Origin of the sequence: Gilliamella sp. M0320 (genome assembly GCF_016101635.1) — a bacterium.
Lineage (GTDB): Bacteria > Pseudomonadota > Gammaproteobacteria > Enterobacterales > Orbaceae > Gilliamella > Gilliamella apis.
This window is the reverse complement of the sequence record NZ_JACFQD010000001.1, coordinates 189643-209841: the sequence shown is the minus strand read 5'-3', so window position 1 is coordinate 209841 and position 20199 is coordinate 189643. Positions and strand designations below refer to the sequence as shown.

The window sequence follows — 20199 nt, the reverse complement described above, 5'->3', positions numbered from 1 at the left end:
TTAGATAACTTTCTTAATCTTCTGATTTATATCTACCTAACTATACTGCTTATATACTATAAAAAACATAAAGAGGTTTAGTTATGAGCATGCTTGAAGATATAAAAAAAAATAAGATGTATATAGGTTCACTCCCCCTTCCTATATTTTTAGTTTGTTCCATTATAGTTATTATTGCCGCCCAACTGGACATGCTACCAAGAACATTAATTGGTGGTTTTGCCGTAATATTACCTTTAGGTTGGTTTTTGGGAACTGTAGGACAAAATATTCCATTTTTCAAAAAGTTTGGGGCCCCTGCTATTCTGTCATTAATTGTTCCTTCATTATTAGTTTATTATGGTGTATTTGATGAAAATACCCTATCGGCGACCAAAATGTTAATGAAAGAATCTAACTTCCTGCTCTTTTATATCGCCAGTTTAGTATGTGGTAGTATTCTTGGTATGCATCGAGTCATTTTAGTTCAAGGCTTTATTCGCATGATGATCCCGATGTTATTAGGAATGTGTTTAGCGGCACTAGTTGGTGTAGCTGTCGCTGTAGCTTTTGGTGATACTTGGGAACACGCCTTTTTCTATACCGTTTCGCCAGTAATGGCAGGAGGAATTGGTGAAGGTGTTTTACAACTTTCTAATGCTTATAGCAATATCCTAAATCAAGATTATGATAGTTTCGTTAGTGCATTAATTCCTGCTACAGTAGTCGGTAACTTTTTTGCAATTACCTTTACAGCCGTTATGAGCCGAATAGGTGAAGTTAAACCTCATTTAAGTGGTCATGGTCAATTGGTCAAAATTGAGTTTGATGGTTTAGCTGAAGCATTAAAAGATGATAAAACCCCACTTGATGCTCGCTCAATGAGTGGTGCAGTAATGATTTTAGCCACTTTATTCATTTTTGGAATGATTCTAGAAAAAATGATTCATTTCCCTGGCCCTGTTTTAATGATTATTGCTACAGCGGTCGTTAAATATTTCCGCTTATTACCAGAAAGTGTAGAGCGTGGTAGCCAACAATGGTACAAATTTATTTCGGGCAATTTTACTTTCCCATTAATGGCTGGATTAGGTCTGCTTTATATTGATTTAGCCAGTGTAGTTAATGTATTAACTATCCCATATTTCATTACTATTATCGCGATTGTATTCACTGTTTCAATGACAGGATTTGTCTGTAGCTTCTTCTTAAAAATGTATCCTGTTGAAGCATCAATTATTTCGTCTTGCCAAAGCGGTATGGGCGGGACTGGTGATGTAGCCATACTTTCTACAGCAAATAGAATGAACTTAATGCCTTTTGCTCAGGTCGCAACAAGATTAGGAGGGGCTTTGATGGTGATATGTACCACAGCACTAATGCGTTATTTACATATGTAATTTTATATAACATAAAGAATTAATTAATAAATTTATAAACAGTTTGAGATGAATTATTGCACTAATTTAATCTTACAAAATATCTAACATAGATTTAATATATTTAAAAAGGTAAATATTATGACAACAGTACAAGAAAAAGCGCTAGCAATCAGTAAGCAAATGCATGGCAAATTTGAAACTCATTCTAAAGTGCCCGTTAATTCAATGGCAGATCTTAGTGTTGCTTATACACCTGGGGTTGCCGCAGTGTGTACTGAAATAGCTAAAAATCCTGAATCAGTTTACGAATATACCAGTAAACGTAATTTAGTAGCTGTTATTACTGATGGTTCAGCAGTATTAGGTTTAGGAAATATTGGACCAGAAGCAGCTATTCCGGTAATGGAAGGCAAAGCAATTTTATTCAAACAATTTGCTAATGTTGATGCAATACCGCTATCAATTAATACTCAAGATCCAGATGAGTTAGTGAAACATATTGCTGCGTTGGCTCCTTCATTTGGTGGAATAAATCTTGAAGATATTAGTGCGCCAAGATGTTTTGAAATTGAAAAAAGATTACAAGAAATTTTAGATATTCCTGTGTTCCATGATGATCAGCATGGCACAGCAATTGTGGTACTAGCAGCACTATATAATGCCTTAAAAGTTGCTGGCAAATCGATAGAATCAGCCAAAGTTGTGATTAATGGCGGAGGAGCAGCTGGTTTAGCAATCGCCGATATGTTATTAGCTGCCGGCGTCAAAGATCTTAAAATTGTCGATAAAATTGGTATATTATCTGAAGATGACACTTCGTTACCACCCCATCATTTAGCAATGGCGAAAAGAACCAATAAATCTAAACAAAAAGGTACATTAGAAGATGCAGTTAAAGGTGCTGATGTATTCATTGGTGTATCGGCACCGGGAGTACTAAAAGCTGAATGGGTTAAAACGATGGCCGAAAAATCGATTATTTTTGCTATGGCAAACCCTACACCAGAAATATTCCCTGATGAAGCCAAAGCCGCAGGAGCTTATATTGTTGGAACTGGGCGTAGTGATTATCCAAATCAAATCAATAACGTGTTAGCATTCCCAGGTATATTCAGAGGAGCCTTAGATGCTAGAGCAAAAAATATTACATTAGCCATGCAACTTGCTGCAGCCAAAGGATTAGCGGATATCATTACACCAGAAAAACTTTCAGTTGATTGCATATTACCTAACGCTTTCGAACCTAATGTAGCGAAAGTTGTTGCCGAAAGTGTCAAAAATGCAGCAAAACTGTAATGATAACTTGAAAATAAATTAGATTAACTAAAAAAACCTACTAATAAATTTATTAGTAGGTTTTGCCTGTTAATCAGTTAATATAGTTAGACGTTTATTTTTTATATATTAAATGATAATGAGATACCTATTTAACAAATTACCATTGAAAGTTAAGCTAATAAGCCTAATTTGTTTGGTTTTTATACTCTCAGTTATTGCACAAAACATCTATATTATTCATGTAGTCAATAACGAATATCTTATTAATTCTCGACAACGTGTAGAAAATATTGCCAGTATTATCTCAACTTCTCAGACGATCATTGATAAAATACAAAACCCTACTTTACAAAATATCGCCGCCATTCAGGCAACTACAGAACAAACTAGAGCTCTGACTCAAATCGATTTTATTGTTATATTCAATATGCAAGGTGTTAGATATTCACATCCAGATAAAAATAAAATCGGCCAAACTATAGTCGGAGGAGATGAACAACGAGCGTTAAATGGTGAGTCCTATACTTCAATCGCAAAGGGTACGTTAGGGGATTCTGTTCGAGCATTTAAACCAATCATGAATGAAAAACATCAACAAATTGGTGCCGTTTTGGTTGGCCAAACGTTGCAGAAAATTAATCATTTAGCATCGAGAACAAGCCAACCGATTTGGTTATCCTTATTTGCCTCGTTAACTATCGCTATTATTTTAGCCTACTTGTTATCCCATAATATAAAAAAGATCCTATATGGTCTTGAACCAATTCAAATGGCTCAGTTATTTGCAGAACGAAATGCAATTATTAGAACAGTAAAAGAAGGGATTGTTGTTATCAATCGAAACGGTTTAATAACTCAAATTAATGATGAAGCGATTAGAATTTTACGTATAGATGATGATAAAGAAAATATTATTGGCTTACCTATTAAGAATTTCATTCCTAATACTCGCCTACATGAAGTGATGATGAGTGGCAATGCGGAATATGATTGTGAACAAAATATCAATGGAGTGGTAATACTCACCAATCGAACACCTTTATTTGTTAATGATGCTTTAGTCGGGGCCATTGCCTCATTTAGAGATATGACAGAGGTTCGTAAATTGGCAGAAAATTTAACTGGGGTAAATCGATACGCCGATGCCTTACGTTCACAATCACATGAATTCAATAACAAACTACATGTTATTTATGGTTTAGCTTTCAATGATAATAAACAAGAATTAATGGACTACCTTGAACAAATTATTGGCAACCAACAAGCTGAATCAAAACTTGTTAGTCAATATATAAAAGATCCAATTATAGCTGGTTTTTTAAATAGTAAGTTTAGCCGAGCCCGTGAATTAAATGTTACCTTAGAGTTCAATATTGATGGTGTTTTAGCACCCATAACAGACACTTCTGTTATTCATAGTTTAGTCACAATACTTGGTAATTTAATTGATAATGGTTTAGATGCTGTACAGTTTTTAGATGATAAACAAATAAAAGTTAGTTTAGTCATAGATAACTCTAATTTTGAAATAGAAATTAATGACAACGGCGAAGGTATTTCAGAAAAAGATATTCAATATATTTTTCAAAAAGGTTATTCGACTAAAGGTGATAACCGTGGCTTTGGACTCTATTTAGTATTGGCCAGTATTGACGAATTAGATGGGCATATACAATTATGTGATCTTAATAATAAAAAAGGGACTTGTTTTAAGGTACTATTACCACTAAAAGAGATATATAGGAATAAATAAGAAAATGGTAGAAGTTTTAATCGTTGAAGATGATCCAATGGTGGCTCAATTAAATAAAAAATATTTACAAATGTTACCTGGTTTCAATTTGGCATCTGTTGTTAGTAATGGAGAACAAGCACTACATTTTATTCATGATAACCACATTGACCTGTTACTGCTTGATGTATTTATGCCAAAATTAAATGGTCTTGAACTATTAAAATACATTCGCATTAGTTATCCCAAAATAGATATCATAATGGTAACAGCTGCATGTAATACCAACGACATTCAGACAGCATTACGTTTAGGAGTCATTGATTACATAGTTAAACCCTTTACTTTTCAACGATTTCGCACAGCCTTAATCTCCTATCAAGAACGTGTTCGATTGTTATCATCATCAGAAATACTAAATCAAGATCAATTAGATGATCGGATTTTTACCAAACACGTTAATCCCTCAACTAGGTTACCTAAAGGTATCGATTCACAAACATTACAATCAGTGCGAGAGGTGGTCGCTAATTATCAGCAAGATTTTTCAATGAGTGATATTGTTGAATTAATTTCACTATCTAGAATATCAGTTAAGAAATATCTGGATTACTTAGAAGAACAGGGAGAGATAGAAAGTCATTTGACTTACTTACCAATTGGTCGCCCAGTAAAGCGTTATATTTATCAAAAATAGATCCGATGCACTTTAATTTTTTTCTTACTATTTAATAAATTAGTTATTAAAAAATAAATAAAACTATTTATCCATAGTAATTTCATCTAAAGATAAACTAAAACTTGGCACAAATATATCTAAAAAGTAATCCATTTCAGGACTATTGCGTTCAGATAATGTTTTTTTCAGACGTTGCTCAGCTAACTTAAATTCATTATTGCCGGCGCTAAGTTCTTCAATGGTTTTAAGGTATGCACATAAAGCATCTGCTTGTTTTACGATACTCTTTTCAGACTCATTATAATAATCATCATCAATTAATGATCTAAAATCGTCTTGCAACTCTTTAGGCAACATATTAATGAGTTTATTTTGAGCTATTTTTTCAATTTTTTTATATTCAGATGTAATTTGCGGATTATAATATTTAGTTGGTGTCGGTAAGTCACCAGTCAGTACTTCTGATGCATCATGGTACATCGCTAATAATGCGATTCGCTCAGGATTAACATTGCCATTAAATCTTTTATTCTTAATGACAGCTAAAGCATGTGCAACAAAAGCAACTTGTAGACTATGCTCAGATACATTCTCTGTTCTCACATTTCGCATTAAAGGCCAGCGATTAATTAATTTCAAACGTGATAAATGAGCAAAGAAATGGCTATTATTCATGTTAATATCTCATAATTATAATAATAAAAAACGCTTCCAATTCGGAAGCGTTAATAAAGCGATTATTTTCGTTTAAGGAATTATGCTAGAACAAGTTGTCTTGTACCTAAAGCAACAGGAACACTTTGCTCTTCAGTAAATGTGACATATTCCCAAGCGTCTTGTTTCGCCAATAAAGCTTGCAATAGTTGGTTATTCAATGCATGACCAGATTTATAACAAACGACTTCACCAATCATATTGTGACCACTCATATATAAGTCACCTATGGTATCAAGCATCTTATGACGTACAAATTCGTCTTCAAAACGAAGACCGTCTTCATTAAGAACTTTATAATCGTCAACAACAATCGCGCAATCTAAACTACCACCTAAACATAATCCTTTAGATTGTAGAGCTTCGATATCTCGCATAAAGCCAAAAGTTCTTGCACGACTAATTTGGCGAATAAAAGATTCAGAAGAAAAATCTAGTTGGTAACGTTGCGAACTACTATCAATAGCCGGATGACGAAAATCAATAGTAAAATCCAAACGGAAACCACTATATGGTCGTACTTCTGCCCACTTATCACCATTTTCAACACGAACAGTTTCTTTTACTCGTAAGAACTTTTTCAACGCATTTTGTTCAGCGATTCCAGCATCTAATAACAAATAGATAAACGGACTTGCACTACCATCCATAATTGGAATTTCCGGAGCATTTACCTCAATAATAATATTATCGATACCAAGTCCAGCTAATGCTGAATTAATATGTTCGACAGTTGAAATACGAACATTATCTTCATTAACCAAACAGGTACAAAGCATTGTATCTCGCACTGATTTTGCATCCACAGGGAAATCAACATACGGATTTAAATCTGTACGACGATAAATAACACCTGTATTTTCCGGTGCAGGACGTAATGTCAAAGTAACTTTTTTACCAGTATGTAAACCGACACCAGTTGCTTGAATTGTCTTTTTTAATGTTCTTTGTTTCACTTCGCACCTACTTTTTTATTTGTTACTATGCCATTAGACAATAATAAATCAAATAAGTTCAATATTAATTAGCCTGCTTACGAATAAACGCAGGAATATCTAAAATTTTACGCTCTTCAATAGGAGACACATCAGGTTCATTCACAACCTTAGATATTGATGATTCTTCTTGTTGTAACGGTAAATGACTGGTTTGACCAAACAACGAGCCGTGATGAGCGGCAGGTTTAGTTATCTTAACTTCTGGACGTTTATCCATTCCTATACCTGTAGCAACCACAGTCACTCTAATCTCATCTGACATATCTGGGTCAAAAGTCGTACCAACAACAACAGTAGCATTATCAGATGCAAACGCTCTTACGGTGCTCCCCACTGTTTCGAACTCTTCAAGACCAAGGTCAAGACCTGCTGTAACATTAACTAATACGCCACGAGCGCCTGATAAATCAATATCTTCAAGTAAAGGACTTGAAATCGCCATTTCAGCTGCTTCTTCAGCTCGATTATCACCAGTTGCACGACCAGAACCCATCATCGCATAGCCCATCTCAGACATTACAGTTCTAACATCAGCAAAGTCGACATTGATGTGACCAGGTTTGGTAATTAGTTCGGCGATGCCTTGCACTGCACCTTTTAATACACCATTTGCTGCAGCAAAAGCATCTAATAATTTAACGCCACGCCCTAAAACTTTTAATAGTTTATCATTTGGAATTGTGATAAGTGAATCAACATGTTTAGCTAATTCAGCAATACCTTGCTCAGCAAAAGCCATGCGTTTTTTACCTTCAAATCCAAAAGGTTTTGTAACTACAGCTACAGTTAAAATACCTAATTCTTTCGCAATTTCAGCAACAACTGGTGCAGCACCAGTACCTGTTCCGCCACCCATTCCGGCTGCAATGAAGACCATATCGGCACCTTCAATCGCACTACGAATAACATCACGATCCTCTTCTGCTGAATTTCTGCCAACTTCTGGATTAGCACCAGCACCAAGTCCTTTGGTAACATTATTTCCGATTTGGATAGTTTGACCAACTTTTATTCTTTTCAATGCTTGTGCATCAGTATTTGCTGCAAAAAACTCAACGCCTTCAATATGTTCAGCAATCATATGCTCAACAGCATTACCGCCGCCGCCACCGACACCAATAACTTTAATGACAGCTGCTGGCTCATCATCCGCAACCATAGGCTCAAACATAACTTATCTCCAAATTTACGATCTAAGGACATTGTACAGATAACCAGCTACAATGTCTACGAAGTTATTAAATATATTAGCTAAAATTCTTTTTTGAACCAACCGGTCAAACGTTTAGCTATCCCTTTTAATGATGATTTATTGCTGTCTTTAGCATCATCATGTAATAAACTTTGTTTACCATAATGCAATAACCCTACAGTTGTTGAACAATATGGTTTTTGTACATAATCAGTTAATCCTGAAATATTTAAAGGCTGGCCGATACGTACTTGATTTTGAAACACTTTCTCAGCACATTCAACCATACCTTTAATTTGAGCAGCACCGCCTGTTAACACAATTCCTGCTGCCAATTGATATTTAACATTTTGTCTTTTAAGCTCGTCTTGTAATACTAATAGCTCTTTTTGAACTAACGATAAAAGCTCTGAATAACGAGGTTCAATGACATCAGCTAATGTTTGCCGCTGTAATGAACGAGACGGACGTCCACCTACACTTGGAACATCAATAACTTCATCTTTACCGACTAGTGAACCAACAGCACATCCATAACGAATTTTAATATTTTCTGCATCCATTGGTGGTGCGCCAAATGCGTAAGCAATATCACTGGTAACCACATTACCAGCATAAGGAATAACCACAGAATGACGTAATGCTCCACCAGTATAAACTGAGACATCCATTGTTCCGCCACCAATATCTATGACGCAAACACCTAACTCTTTTTCATCATCAGTTAATACAGCATAACTCGATGCCAAACCAGAAAAAATAAGCTGATCAACTTTCAATCCACAACGCTCTACTGCTTTAACTATATTTCTCGCCATATCATTATGGCAGGTGATCAAATGAACTTTCGCTTTCATTCTTACACCAGATAATCCAATTGGGTTTTTAATACCTTCTTGTAGATCAATAGAGTACTCTTGGGCAATAACATGTAAGATTCTATGTTCATCTAAAATACGTACAGATTTAGCAGTATGAACAACATTTTCAACATCTTCTGCTGTCACTTCTTCATCTGCAATCGGCACCATTCCAATTTCATTCTGACAACGAATATGTTTACCTGACAGGCTTAAATAAACAGAAGATATTTGGCAATCAGCCATTAATTCAGCTTGATCAACAGCTCGTTGGATTGATTTAACCACTGATTCAAGATCGTTCACACCACCTTTATCAACACCTTTTGATGGACAATGGCCAACACCAATAATATTGACAATACCATCAGGAAGAACTTCACCAACGAGGGCAAGAACTTTCGAGGTGCCAACTTCAAGTCCAACAACCAATTTTTTCTCTGTTGCTTTCATACTTCAGCCTTTATTTATTCCTTATTGAGAGATTTTTTCTCGTTGCACTGAAATACCATTTTCATAACGTAAATCAGCAGCCGTTATTTTTTCACCATCCGGTATTCTTGACTGAATTTCTGGAAATAATTTGATAAATTGTTGATAACGTTGTTCTATTTTTTCGCTACCTAATATCAATTTTATTTCCTCATTTTCAGAACACAAATCAACTTTACATTGCTTTACCATTAATTGCCATGCATTACGTTCATCCGATATTGCTGCCTGAATTATCAAAGTAGACTTATTGTTAGCCCATTTTTTAGAGAGTTCCTCTAATCTAAAATAAGTTTCTAACATTGACTTGGCTTTACCTTCAGGGCTATAAAGCCTTGGCAATGATAAATCGTTCAAACGATCCAATGGCACACTGAAAGTATTGCCATTTTTATCAAGTAAATATAAATCATTCCAGTAAAATGCAGGTTTATATTCTTCAATGTTTACAATCAATCTGTCGGGCCATTGTTTACGAACACTTGCTTGTTTTACCCAAGGATATCGCATAATTTCTTGCTGAATATCATCCACATCTTGTCCAATATAGGTATTTGGCAAACCTAATCCTAGAATTGCTTGTCTAAGATCATCTTCAGTCGTATAAGTATAATCACCACTTAAGGTCAATTGTGATAATACCATCTGATCGGGATCTTCCATCCAGTCTCGAATAGAATTGACGACCCATCCACAAATAACAACTATTACTACTAAGAACAAAAAACCTAACATTTGTTCTGCATTGCGAAAAACAAGCAACTTTCTTTTATTCTGGTTTTGATGTTTATGCGCTGCTTGTCGGACTTTTTTCATAAAAATAAAGCCAATTATATGGTTGCTAATTGTAAAATACGTTTAACCAATTCACTAAATGACCAGCCATATTCTTTTGCCGCCATTGGTACCAAGCTGTGATCTGTCATTCCAGGGGCAGTATTTACCTCAAGTAAATATGGCTTTTCATTTTCATCAAACATAATATCGACTCTTCCCCAACCTCTACATCCTACAGCTTTATAAGCATCTAGAGCTAACTTACGAATTTCTTGTTCTTTAGCATCACTTAATCCACTAGGGCAAAAATATTGGGTTTTATCTGACAAATACTTTGCATCATAATCATAAAAATTGGTAGCAGGTTTAATGTAAATTGCAGGTAAAACATCTTCACCAACAATAGCTACAGTAAACTCTGGTCCAGCTAAAAATGATTCGATCATCACGGTATTATCATATTTAAAGGCAATATCAACAGCTGCTTTTAATTCGTCTGCTTGATTAACTCTGGACATACCGACACTTGAACCTTCATGGCTAGGTTTAACAAACAATGGTAAGCCAAGTTGTTTAATAATATTATCAACATCAATTGATTGTGATTTATCAACCATTACATAATCAGCAACAGGTAAACCAAGTGATTTCCACACTAGTTTGGTTTTTAACTTATCCATAGTTAATGCTGAGGATAAAACATCACTTCCGGTATAAGGAATATTTTGATAAGTTAAAATAGCTTGAGTAATACCATCTTCACCACCACGCCCATGCAAAATAATAAATGCTTTTGAAAAACCATCTTGTTTTAAATTAGTTATACAATACTCTTTTGTATCAACAAGATGGGCATCAATACCATTTTCTTTTAATCCTGCTAGAACAGCTTGTCCTGATTTTAGTGATACTTCACGTTCAGCAGAGGTTCCACCATACAATACAGCAATTTTATCAACCATTATTATAAAACCCCTTTTGAAAATAATTGACTACCAGCTAATTGACGGGCAATCCGACCAACACTACCAGCGCCTTGTGTTAATAACAAATCTCCACCTTGTAATATTTCTTTCATAATTTCCGGTACCAGATCTAAATCTGAAACATAAATTGGATCCACTTTTCCTCGATTACGAATTGAACGACAAAGTGAACGACTATCAGCACCAGCAATAGGTTGTTCTCCGGCAGAATAAACATCTAACATAACTAATGCATCAACTTGAGAAAGTACTTGGGCAAAATCATCAAAGAGATCTCTAGTTCGCGTATATCTATGCGGTTGAAATAACATAACTAAACGCCGATCTGGCCAACCATTTCTAGCCGCTTGAATTGTTGCATTAACTTCACTAGGGTGATGCCCATAATCATCAACCATCATTATATCTTTATCATTGCCATAAGGGAAAATACCTAGAAGATCAAAACGTCGACTAGTACCAGCAAATTTAGCCAGCGCGCGTACAATTGAATCATCATCAATACCATCCTCTGTTGCCGCAATAATCGCTGCTGCAGAATTTAAAGCATTATGTTTGCCTGGAGCATTCAATTCAATGTGTAAATCATCTCTATCTGGACGGCAAACAGTATAATAGCTAACACCTCTTTCTTGGCGATAATTTTTAATTACAACATCGGCTTCTTCGCTAAATCCATAGGTGATAATTTTACGACCAACCACTGGTAATAACTCGCGATTAATCGGATCGTCATAACACATTACGGCTAAACCATAAAAAGGGAGATTGCGTAAAAAAGATATAAAGGTTTGTTTAAGATTTTCTACACTTCCTTGATAGGTATCCATATGGTCAGGTTCGATATTAGTGACTATAGAGACCATAGGTTGTAGATGTAAAAATGAAGCATCACTTTCATCTGCTTCAGCAATAAAATAACGGCTACTACCTAATCTAGCATGTGTTCCTGCCGCTTTTACTAATCCACCATTAACAAAAGTTGGATCAAGTTTAGCTTCAGCATATATAGAAGTAACCATTGCTGTAGTGGTTGTTTTACCATGGGTACCAGCGATAGCAATACCATATCGAAAACGCATTAACTCAGCTAACATTTCAGCTCTTTGAATCACTGGTATCCGAGCCTCTCTAGCTGCAATAACTTCTATATTATCCTGAGAAATAGCCGAAGAGATAACCACGACACTAGCACTCAGGACGTTTTCAGCAGCATGACCAATGACAATTTTAGCACCTAATGTTTCTAAATGCTGAGTTACAGGATTTTCAGCAATATCTGAACCGCTAATTTGATATCCTTCATTAGCAAGAACTTCGGCAATACCGCCCATGCCCGCGCCACCAATACCAACAAAATGGATATGTTTGACTCGTTTCATTTCTGGAATGATTGCTCTTAATTCAGCTAATTCCTTAGTATTCACACTTAAACCCCTAGCTAGTTAGTTACTTCTTATTTAGTATTCGGTATTTAAAAATTTATTGGACAATCATTTATCAAACAAATTAAGATTAAATATCAAACACATCAATAAAACAATTACTTAAAATTATATATAAAATTCACTATTTTACCACCGAAATAAGCGTTTCGGCTACTCTTTCCGTCGAATTTATAATTGATAAACTTTTTGCTTTAATAGCCATTTCAACTAAATCTTCGCGACTCAAATGCTCAAGTAACGTAAATAGTGAGTCAACATTGAAATCTGGTTGTTCAATTATCTTTGCTGCACCAATATCCGCTAAAGATTTCGCATTCCAAAATTGTTGGCGATCTTTATGCATAAATGGTACGAAAATAGCTCCAATACCAACAACTTCAATCTCACTTACAGTTAATGCCCCACTACGGCAAATTACGATATCAGCCCAATCATAAGCTTCTTTGACATCTGTTATAAATTCTGTCACACGATTATTTGTCATATCACAATGCTGATATGATTTAAGTACATCATCTAACATACCCTTACCTGTTTGATGCCAAACAACATACTTATCAGACAATCTTGTAATTACTTGAGGTACAACATCATTAATGACTTTGGCTCCTTGACTTCCGCCCATAATCAAGACTCTAATTGGGCCTTGTCGATCTTTAAATCTTTCGCTTGGTTCTTTAATCGTTAATAAATCACTACGAACAGGATTTCCAACAACTTCTGCATTAGGAAATGCTGTTGGAAAAGCTTGTAAAACTCTGGTCGCAATTTTAGCTAAAGATTTGTTAGTTAAACCTGCTATACCATTTTGTTCATGTAATACAACCGGAATGCCTAAAGATTTAGCCGCAATACCACCCGGTCCGGAAACATATCCTCCCATACCTAAAACGACATCAGGACGATAATTTTTTAAGATTTTTCTTGCTTGCAAAACCGCTTTTAATATTTTGTAAGGCGCTTTTAATAACGCCATTTTACCTTTACCTCGCAAACCTGATATTTGGATAAAATCAATATCAATACCATTTTCTGGCACTAAATGTGCTTCCATACGGTCTGCAGTGCCTAGCCATCTCACTTGCCAACCTTGCTTCATTAAATAATGAGCAACGGCAATACCTGGAAATACATGACCACCGGTTCCACCAGCCATGACTAATAATTTTTTCATTATTTTATCGACCTTATTCTTGCTTGAGTTTGTTGTTGTCTAAACTCAAAATCTATTCTCAGTAATATTGCAACCGCAATACTCATCACAATAAGGCTTGAGCCTCCATAACTAATAAATGGCAAAGTTAAACCTTTTGTCGGTAACATACCGGAGGTGACACCAACATTAACAAAAGTTTGAAATCCAAACCAAATACCAATTTCACAAGCCAAATAGCCCGAAAATTGAGAACCTTCATTCAAAGCTCGATAGCCGATTGCTAATGCTTTGAAAGTTAGAAAGAAGAGTAATAGCAATAACGCAGCAACACCAATATATCCATACTCTTCTGAAATAATTGAGAAAATAAAGTCGGTATGACATTCAGGTAAATAGCGTAATTTAAAAATAGAATTACCAATTCCTTGTCCAGTAATACCACCATTACCAATTGCCATTAATGATGCAACGAGCTGATAACCAGCACCAGTTGCATCTTGCCACGGATCAAGGAATGTCATTAAACGCGTTAAACGATAAGACTCATATAAAATAAGACAAACTACAGCACCGACTCCAGTTAGTAAAATCGCAATAAATTGCCATAATTGAGCGCCAGCAATAAATAAAATACCTATTGTTACCATAAATAATACAATTACAGTACCTAAGTCAGGCTGTTTAAGTAACAAAATTGATAAAACTGCCATAACCACCATAGGTTTGAAAAAGCCCCAAAAGCCGCTTTGGACTTCTTCTGACTTACGGGCTAAATAACCTGCTAAAAATAAAAATAACGATAATTTAGAAAGTTCAGCTGGCTGAAAATTAAAAACACCTAATGGGATCCAACGAGACGCACCGTTGATTGAAGAACCAATCCCTAAAACAACTATCAACATAATAATTGAAAGGATTAATAAAACTGATCCAAATTGTTGCCAACGTTGCATCGGAATATATAACGTGATCCCCATTAAAAAGAGCGACATTCCGATTTGAATCAACTCTCGTTGCGTATAGAAAAATGGGTCACTTTCATTAAACGCCATTGATGAAGATGTTACCATAATTAAACCAAATACTATTAAACCAATTACAGTCCAAAGTAGTTGGTTATCAAATGGAATATTTGGATTAACTTGTTTTTTTATCCAGAAGAATGTCATGTATCACTCCTTGAACCATACTGTTTGGCAAGTTGTGCAAATAGATTTCCACGCTCAATATAGTTTTTAAATTGGTCTAAACTCGCACAAGCTGGAGAGAGCAACACGACATCATTTGCGACTACTTTTTTAGCTATACACTGAATGGCTTCGGACATAGTTAACGTAACAGTTGTGATTTCAGGGGCTAAATTAGCAAGCAAATCTCGATCTCGGCCAAAACAGAAAATTTCAATATTTCTACTTTTTAAATAAGGAATCAAAGGGGTAAAGTCTGCCGATTTACCATCACCACCTAACAATAAAAATAGTTTTCCATTACATATAACACTTTTCAATGCCGCTTCAGTACTACCGACATTAGTGGCTTTAGAATCATTAATCCATTTGACATTATTGTTATCAAATACTAATTCAAAACGATGAGGTAAACCTTGAAAATTAGAAATTGTTTGTAAGCTTGAATCTCGTGGGATCTGTAAATTATCAGCAATAGCTAAAGCAGCCAAAGCATTCAGATAATTATGACAGCCGATTAGTTTCATTGATTTAGTTGATAAAACAGGCTGATTTTGTGCAATTAAATGTTCATACTTCTCATCTAAATGATAGTCTCCATTGTTTAATCCAAAAGAGACACAATGTTGTTGTTTACCAAACGGTTTAGTCAATTTATCATCATAGTTAATAACACAACATTTTGCATTATGATAAATGCGTTGTTTCGCTTCAGTATATTGCAACAATCCTAGTGGATAACGATCCATATGGTCTTCAGAAATATTCAAAATTGTTGCCACTGAAGCTTGTAAACTTGATGTTGTTTCTAATTGAAAACTTGATAGTTCAAGGACATAAACATCACAGTCTTGTTGCAATAATGATAAAGCGGCTTCACCTATATTGCCACCTACACCAACTTTTATACCAGCTGCTTTTATAATATCGCCAACCAAAGTAGTGACAGTCGTTTTACCGTTTGCCCCGGTAATGGCAATAACTTTTTTATTTGTTTGTTGATTAATTTCACGGCAAAAAAGTTCAATATCCCCAATAATCTCAATACCGAGTTCAGCAGCTTTTTGTAATTCAGGTGTTGATAAAGCAATACCTGGACTAGCAATAATCAAGTCAGACTCAAATAGCCAATCTGTATTTAAATTACCTAAATGATAAATAACTCGCTTATCTAATTGCTCTAATCCTGGAGGAGATGAACGAGTATCAATTACTTTCGGTATAACATTTTGAGCAAGAAAATAGTTAACGCAGGAAAGTCCTGTAATACCTAATCCGATAATAACAATTTTTTTACCTTGATAATCAACCATGATTTAATCCTGCTCTAATATTATTTAGCGTAATTTCAAAGTTAATAAACCAATTACCACTAACATCAGTGAAATAATCCAAAACCGAACAATAACTCTTGGTTCTGGCCAACCTTTTAATTCATAGTGATGATGAATTGGTGCCATTCGAAAAATTCGTTTACCTCTTAATTTAAAGGATCCTACTTGTAAAATTACAGATAAGGTTTCAATAACAAAAATACCACCCATAACTAACAATAAGAACTCTTGTCTGAGTAAAACAGAAATAATCCCAAACACACCACCTAAAGCTAATGAACCAACATCGCCCATAAAGACCATTGCCGGATAAGTGTTAAACCATAAAAAACCAAGACCAGCACCAATAATAGCTGTACAAACAATCATTAATTCGCCACTAAATTTAATATATGGAATATGTAAATAAGCAGCAAAATTAACATTACCAGTTGCCCAAGAAACAAGTGCAAAACCAGCAGCAACAAAAACTGTTGGCATAATTGCCAATCCATCGAGACCATCAGTTAAATTCACTGCATTACCAGCACCAACTATGACGACATAAGTCAATAAGATAAACCACAATCCTAATTGCGGCATAACATCTTTAAAGAATGGTACAACTAGTACTGTAACAGAACTATCTTTTCCATAAGCATAAAGACCAAAAGCAACAATTAATGCAATAACTGACTGCCAAAAATATTTCCATCGAGCAATTAGCCCCGCTGTATTTTTACGTATAACTTTTAAATAATCATCTGCAAAGCCAACAATACCATAACCAAGTAATACAAATAATGTTACCCAAACATAAGGATTTCGCAGATCAGCCCATAAAAAAACTGAAATTGAAATGGAGGCTAATATAAGTGTTCCTCCCATTGTTGGTGTTCCTTTTTTACTTAAATGAGATTCCGGACCATCATTACGGATAACTTGACCAATCTGCAATTTTTGCAACCAATCAATGACTTTTTGCCCCATAATTAGCGAAATGGTCAATGAAGTTAATAGCGCTAAAATAGCCCTTACCGTAAGATAAGAAATAACATTAAAGAAAGTAAAATATTTAACTAAATATTCTGATATCCACACCAACATAATTTTAATCCTGACCTATTTTTGTTTGAATTTCCACGATAAGATCTTCCATTTTTGCACTACGTGATCCTTTGACTAGCATAGTTAAAGTTGGATGTAGACGTAGTAAGTTTAATAAATAATCTACAGCACATTGTTTATCAATAAAATGATGGCCAACACCACTAAATTGACTGATTAATTCACTTAGCTGACCGACACTAACAACACAATCAATATTTTGTTGTTTAGCTAACTCGCCGATTTGTTGATGATAAATATTTGCATCGTTACCCAATTCAGCCATATCACCAACGACTAATACTTTATACCCGGGCTGTGTTGCTAAAACATGTATAGCAGCTGACATTGAGCCAACGTTAGCATTATAACAATCATCCCAAATTAACTGCGTTTGATTTAACCTAACAGGATACAACCGTCCTTTTACTGGTTTTGATGCAGCTAAACCGTTTTTAACCTGTGTTAAACTTGCACCTACTGATATTGCTAAAGCTGATGCCGCTATTGCATTAGATATATTGTGCTCACCAACTAACGGTAAGCTAATTTCGCTCTCACCAATTGGGGTATGCAATGTAAAAACTGTCTGATCCATCATTTTTATATTGCTGGCATAAAAATCGGCAGAAGAATCAGCTGTTGAAAAAGTCCAGACAGTTTTATTTTTCAAATTCTTTAACCATTTATCTGAACAACTTTCCAAATTAATAATTGCAATTCCGTTATCAGCTAATCCTTCAAAAATTTCACCTTTAGCTGTTGCTACACCCTCAAGAGAACCAAATCCCTCAATATGCGCCAAAGCTATATTATTAATCAGCGCACTGTTTGGTTTAACTAAGCGTGTAGTATAAGCAATTTCACCAATATGATTGGCACCTAATTCAACAACTGCAAATTGGTCTTGCTTCTTTAATCGTAGTAATGTTAGTGGCACACCTATATCATTATTAAAATTACCTTGAGTATAAAGAGTCTCACCACATTGTTGTAAAATATTAGCAGTCATTTCTTTGACGGAGGTTTTGCCCGATGAACCAGTTAACGCAACAAATTTTGCTGAACTTTTATCTCTTACAAATTCAGCTAGTTGACCTAAGGCTATATAAGTATCATTGACCACTATTTGAGGAATATCATCATCGATTTTACGATTTACAATTACCGCAATAGCACCATCGTCAATAGCTTGTTTAGCAAATAAATGACCATCAAATTTTTCACCTACCAATGCAATAAATAGTGATTGATCAGTAATTTTTCGTGAATCAGTACAAATTTCATTAATAGCCAATTTTTCATTTGGAAGATGATAAGATGTACCATTGACGATTGTTGCAATTTGTTTAATAACTAAAGGAATCATGATAGATTCTCTACTCCTAAAATCTGTTTTACCGTTTCTTGATCTGAATAATGATGTTTAGTTTTACCAATAATTTGGTAATCTTCGTGTCCTTTTCCTGCAATTAAGATCACATCATCAGCTTTAGCCTGAGCAAGAGTTTCTCGGATAGCTGTAACTCTATCGGTAATAACTTGTGTATTTTTAATATTGGTTAAACCTTGCTCTATATCATGAATAATTTTAGCCTCATCTTCAGTTCGGGGATTATCATTTGTTAATACAATTTTATCAGCAAATTGTTCCGCGACTTCGGCCATTAAAGGTCTTTTACCGGTATCTCTATCTCCACCACAACCAAAAATCACCCATAATTGGCCTTTGCAATGAATACGACTTGCTTGTAATGCTTTTTGTAATGCATCTGGCGTATGTGCATAATCAATAATGACTGTTGGACTATTTTTTACATGTATTACTTCCATACGACCACAGATCGGCTTAAGATATGATGCCATATTAACAACAGCAAAAAATGGATAATCAAGAGTCAACAAGGTTGCAATTGCTAACAAAACATTTGATACATTAAATTCACCTAATAATCGGCTGTGAATAATAGCATTACCCCAACTCGATTCCATATGAATTTTGGCCCCTTTATCATGATATTCAATCATTGATACGCCAACATAGGGCTTATCCAATGTTTTTAAACGGCGCAATGATTTAGGTTGACATGACACAACCGTAACACTTGATAATTTGTCAATCCAACGCCGTCCGTATTCATCATCATAATTAATAATTGATTTACCTGAACTAGCAACTTGCTTTTCGTGTTCATCACCGCTGAATAATGACCATTTTGCTTTAGCATATTTATTCATGGTTTTATGATAATCAAGGTGATCACGACTTAAATTAGTAAACACTGTTGCTGCACAATTTAATGCTTTTACTCGATTCATCGCTAAACCATGGGACGAAATTTCCATGGCGACAACTTGAACTTGTTGCGTGACAAATTCAGCTAAAGCTGATTGAACTTCAATAGCCGATAAAGTCGTATTTAATGAAGGCTCAAGTTGATTATAAATACCATTACCTATCGTACCCAATAATGCGGCTTTTTTATTTAACAAAGTTACACATTGTGCAATAAGCTGCGTTACTGTTGTTTTACCATTAGTTCCTGTTACACCAATAACCGATAAGTTTTTTGATGGTGAACAATAAAAGTCGTTTGCAATTTTTGATAATTTTTGAGAAAGCTGAAATATACTTATTTGTGGAATAGCTTTCTTATTTTTTTGTTTAAGATAATCAATTTTCAAATCATTTGATTTTCTATTTGTTTCAATTAGAACTACAGCAGCACCAGATGAGATAGCTTGCGGAATAAAATCCCGACCATTAACGGTATACCCTTTAATAGCAATAAAAACATCATCTTTATTTACTTTTCGACTATCAATTATCAAATGATTAAGCGGAAAATCATCTAGTTCTAGATCACTTCCACCTAATAATTTATATAACGTTTTAAATGTGTTAGTTGCCATTATTTG

Annotated in this window: 17 protein-coding genes; 4 read left to right on the top strand and 13 right to left on the bottom strand. The window is 34.9% G+C overall.

Going from position 1 to position 20199, the window contains the following annotated elements; translation table 11 throughout:
* The first annotated feature begins 83 nt into the window (after nucleotides 1-83).
* From H3T83_RS00930 to H3T83_RS00915, 4 genes are all read left to right on the top strand, one after another.
* The gene (locus tag H3T83_RS00930) at nucleotides 84-1379 is read left to right on the top strand and encodes a 2-hydroxycarboxylate transporter family protein (protein ID WP_065578120.1); all 1296 of its coding nucleotides are present in this window, start codon (nucleotides 84-86) and stop codon (nucleotides 1377-1379) included.
* 120 nt (nucleotides 1380-1499) lie between these two features.
* Nucleotides 1500-2657 carry an NADP-dependent malic enzyme gene (locus tag H3T83_RS00925; protein WP_198191886.1) on the top strand — a complete coding sequence of 386 codons (1158 nt, stop codon included), beginning with the start codon at nucleotides 1500-1502 and terminating at the stop codon, nucleotides 2655-2657.
* Between the two features lie 112 nt (nucleotides 2658-2769).
* Entirely contained in the window at nucleotides 2770-4392 is a 1623-nt protein-coding gene (gene dcuS / locus H3T83_RS00920; RefSeq protein WP_081300031.1) for a DcuS/MalK family sensor histidine kinase, read from the top strand.
* Between the two features lie 4 nt (nucleotides 4393-4396).
* The gene (locus tag H3T83_RS00915; RefSeq protein WP_065578122.1) at nucleotides 4397-5068 is read left to right on the top strand and encodes a response regulator; all 672 of its coding nucleotides are present in this window, start codon (nucleotides 4397-4399) and stop codon (nucleotides 5066-5068) included.
* 63 nt (nucleotides 5069-5131) lie between these two features.
* On the opposite strand, the gene yfbR is transcribed toward H3T83_RS00915, so the two are convergent.
* The 13 genes from yfbR to murE all read right to left on the bottom strand — a co-directional run bounded on the left by yfbR (nucleotide 5132) and on the right by murE (nucleotide 20193).
* Nucleotides 5132-5725, bottom strand: a complete 594-nt coding sequence (yfbR, locus tag H3T83_RS00910; RefSeq protein WP_198198417.1) for a 5'-deoxynucleotidase — start codon at nucleotides 5723-5725, stop codon at nucleotides 5132-5134.
* Nucleotides 5726-5805: 80 nt separating this feature from the next.
* A complete protein-coding gene (lpxC, locus tag H3T83_RS00905; RefSeq protein ID WP_034901194.1) occupies nucleotides 5806-6720 on the bottom strand; it encodes a UDP-3-O-acyl-N-acetylglucosamine deacetylase in 915 nt (304 codons plus the stop codon).
* Nucleotides 6721-6784: 64 nt separating this feature from the next.
* On the bottom strand, nucleotides 6785-7933 hold the full coding sequence (ftsZ, locus tag H3T83_RS00900) for a cell division protein FtsZ (protein ID WP_034901192.1): 1149 nt from the start codon (nucleotides 7931-7933) through the stop codon (nucleotides 6785-6787).
* 80 nt (nucleotides 7934-8013) lie between these two features.
* Complete coding sequence (gene ftsA, locus H3T83_RS00895; protein WP_034901190.1) at nucleotides 8014-9267, bottom strand: cell division protein FtsA; 1254 nt, start codon at nucleotides 9265-9267, stop codon at nucleotides 8014-8016.
* A gap of 21 nt (nucleotides 9268-9288) precedes the next feature.
* The gene (locus tag H3T83_RS00890) at nucleotides 9289-10122 is read right to left on the bottom strand and encodes an FtsQ-type POTRA domain-containing protein (protein ID WP_086320946.1); all 834 of its coding nucleotides are present in this window, start codon (nucleotides 10120-10122) and stop codon (nucleotides 9289-9291) included.
* A 14-nt stretch (nucleotides 10123-10136) separates the two neighbouring features.
* Entirely contained in the window at nucleotides 10137-11045 is a 909-nt protein-coding gene (locus H3T83_RS00885; protein WP_065578124.1) for a D-alanine--D-alanine ligase, read from the bottom strand.
* Nucleotides 11046-11047: 2 nt separating this feature from the next.
* Nucleotides 11048-12496 (bottom strand): UDP-N-acetylmuramate--L-alanine ligase, encoded by a 1449-nt coding sequence (murC, locus tag H3T83_RS00880; protein WP_198214829.1) that lies wholly within the window; start codon nucleotides 12494-12496, stop codon nucleotides 11048-11050.
* A 142-nt stretch (nucleotides 12497-12638) separates the two neighbouring features.
* Nucleotides 12639-13691: an undecaprenyldiphospho-muramoylpentapeptide beta-N-acetylglucosaminyltransferase gene (gene murG / locus H3T83_RS00875; RefSeq protein ID WP_065578126.1), complete on the bottom strand. Its 1053-nt coding sequence runs from the start codon at nucleotides 13689-13691 to the stop codon at nucleotides 12639-12641.
* Complete coding sequence (ftsW, locus tag H3T83_RS00870; RefSeq protein ID WP_081298822.1) at nucleotides 13691-14842, bottom strand: cell division protein FtsW; 1152 nt, start codon at nucleotides 14840-14842, stop codon at nucleotides 13691-13693. The genes murG and ftsW overlap by 1 nt, the downstream gene beginning before the upstream one ends.
* The gene (murD, locus tag H3T83_RS00865; RefSeq protein WP_034901177.1) at nucleotides 14839-16173 is read right to left on the bottom strand and encodes a UDP-N-acetylmuramoyl-L-alanine--D-glutamate ligase; all 1335 of its coding nucleotides are present in this window, start codon (nucleotides 16171-16173) and stop codon (nucleotides 14839-14841) included. The genes ftsW and murD overlap by 4 nt, the downstream gene beginning before the upstream one ends.
* 24 nt (nucleotides 16174-16197) lie before the next feature.
* Entirely contained in the window at nucleotides 16198-17280 is a 1083-nt protein-coding gene (mraY, locus tag H3T83_RS00860) for a phospho-N-acetylmuramoyl-pentapeptide-transferase (protein ID WP_065578128.1), read from the bottom strand.
* Between the two features lie 4 nt (nucleotides 17281-17284).
* Nucleotides 17285-18649: a UDP-N-acetylmuramoyl-tripeptide--D-alanyl-D-alanine ligase gene (gene murF / locus H3T83_RS00855; protein ID WP_198214828.1), complete on the bottom strand. Its 1365-nt coding sequence runs from the start codon at nucleotides 18647-18649 to the stop codon at nucleotides 17285-17287.
* Nucleotides 18646-20193 carry a UDP-N-acetylmuramoyl-L-alanyl-D-glutamate--2,6-diaminopimelate ligase gene (gene murE, locus H3T83_RS00850; RefSeq protein ID WP_198214827.1) on the bottom strand — a complete coding sequence of 516 codons (1548 nt, stop codon included), beginning with the start codon at nucleotides 20191-20193 and terminating at the stop codon, nucleotides 18646-18648. Before murE ends, murF begins: the two co-directional genes overlap by 4 nt.
* Nucleotides 20194-20199 lie beyond the last annotated feature (6 nt).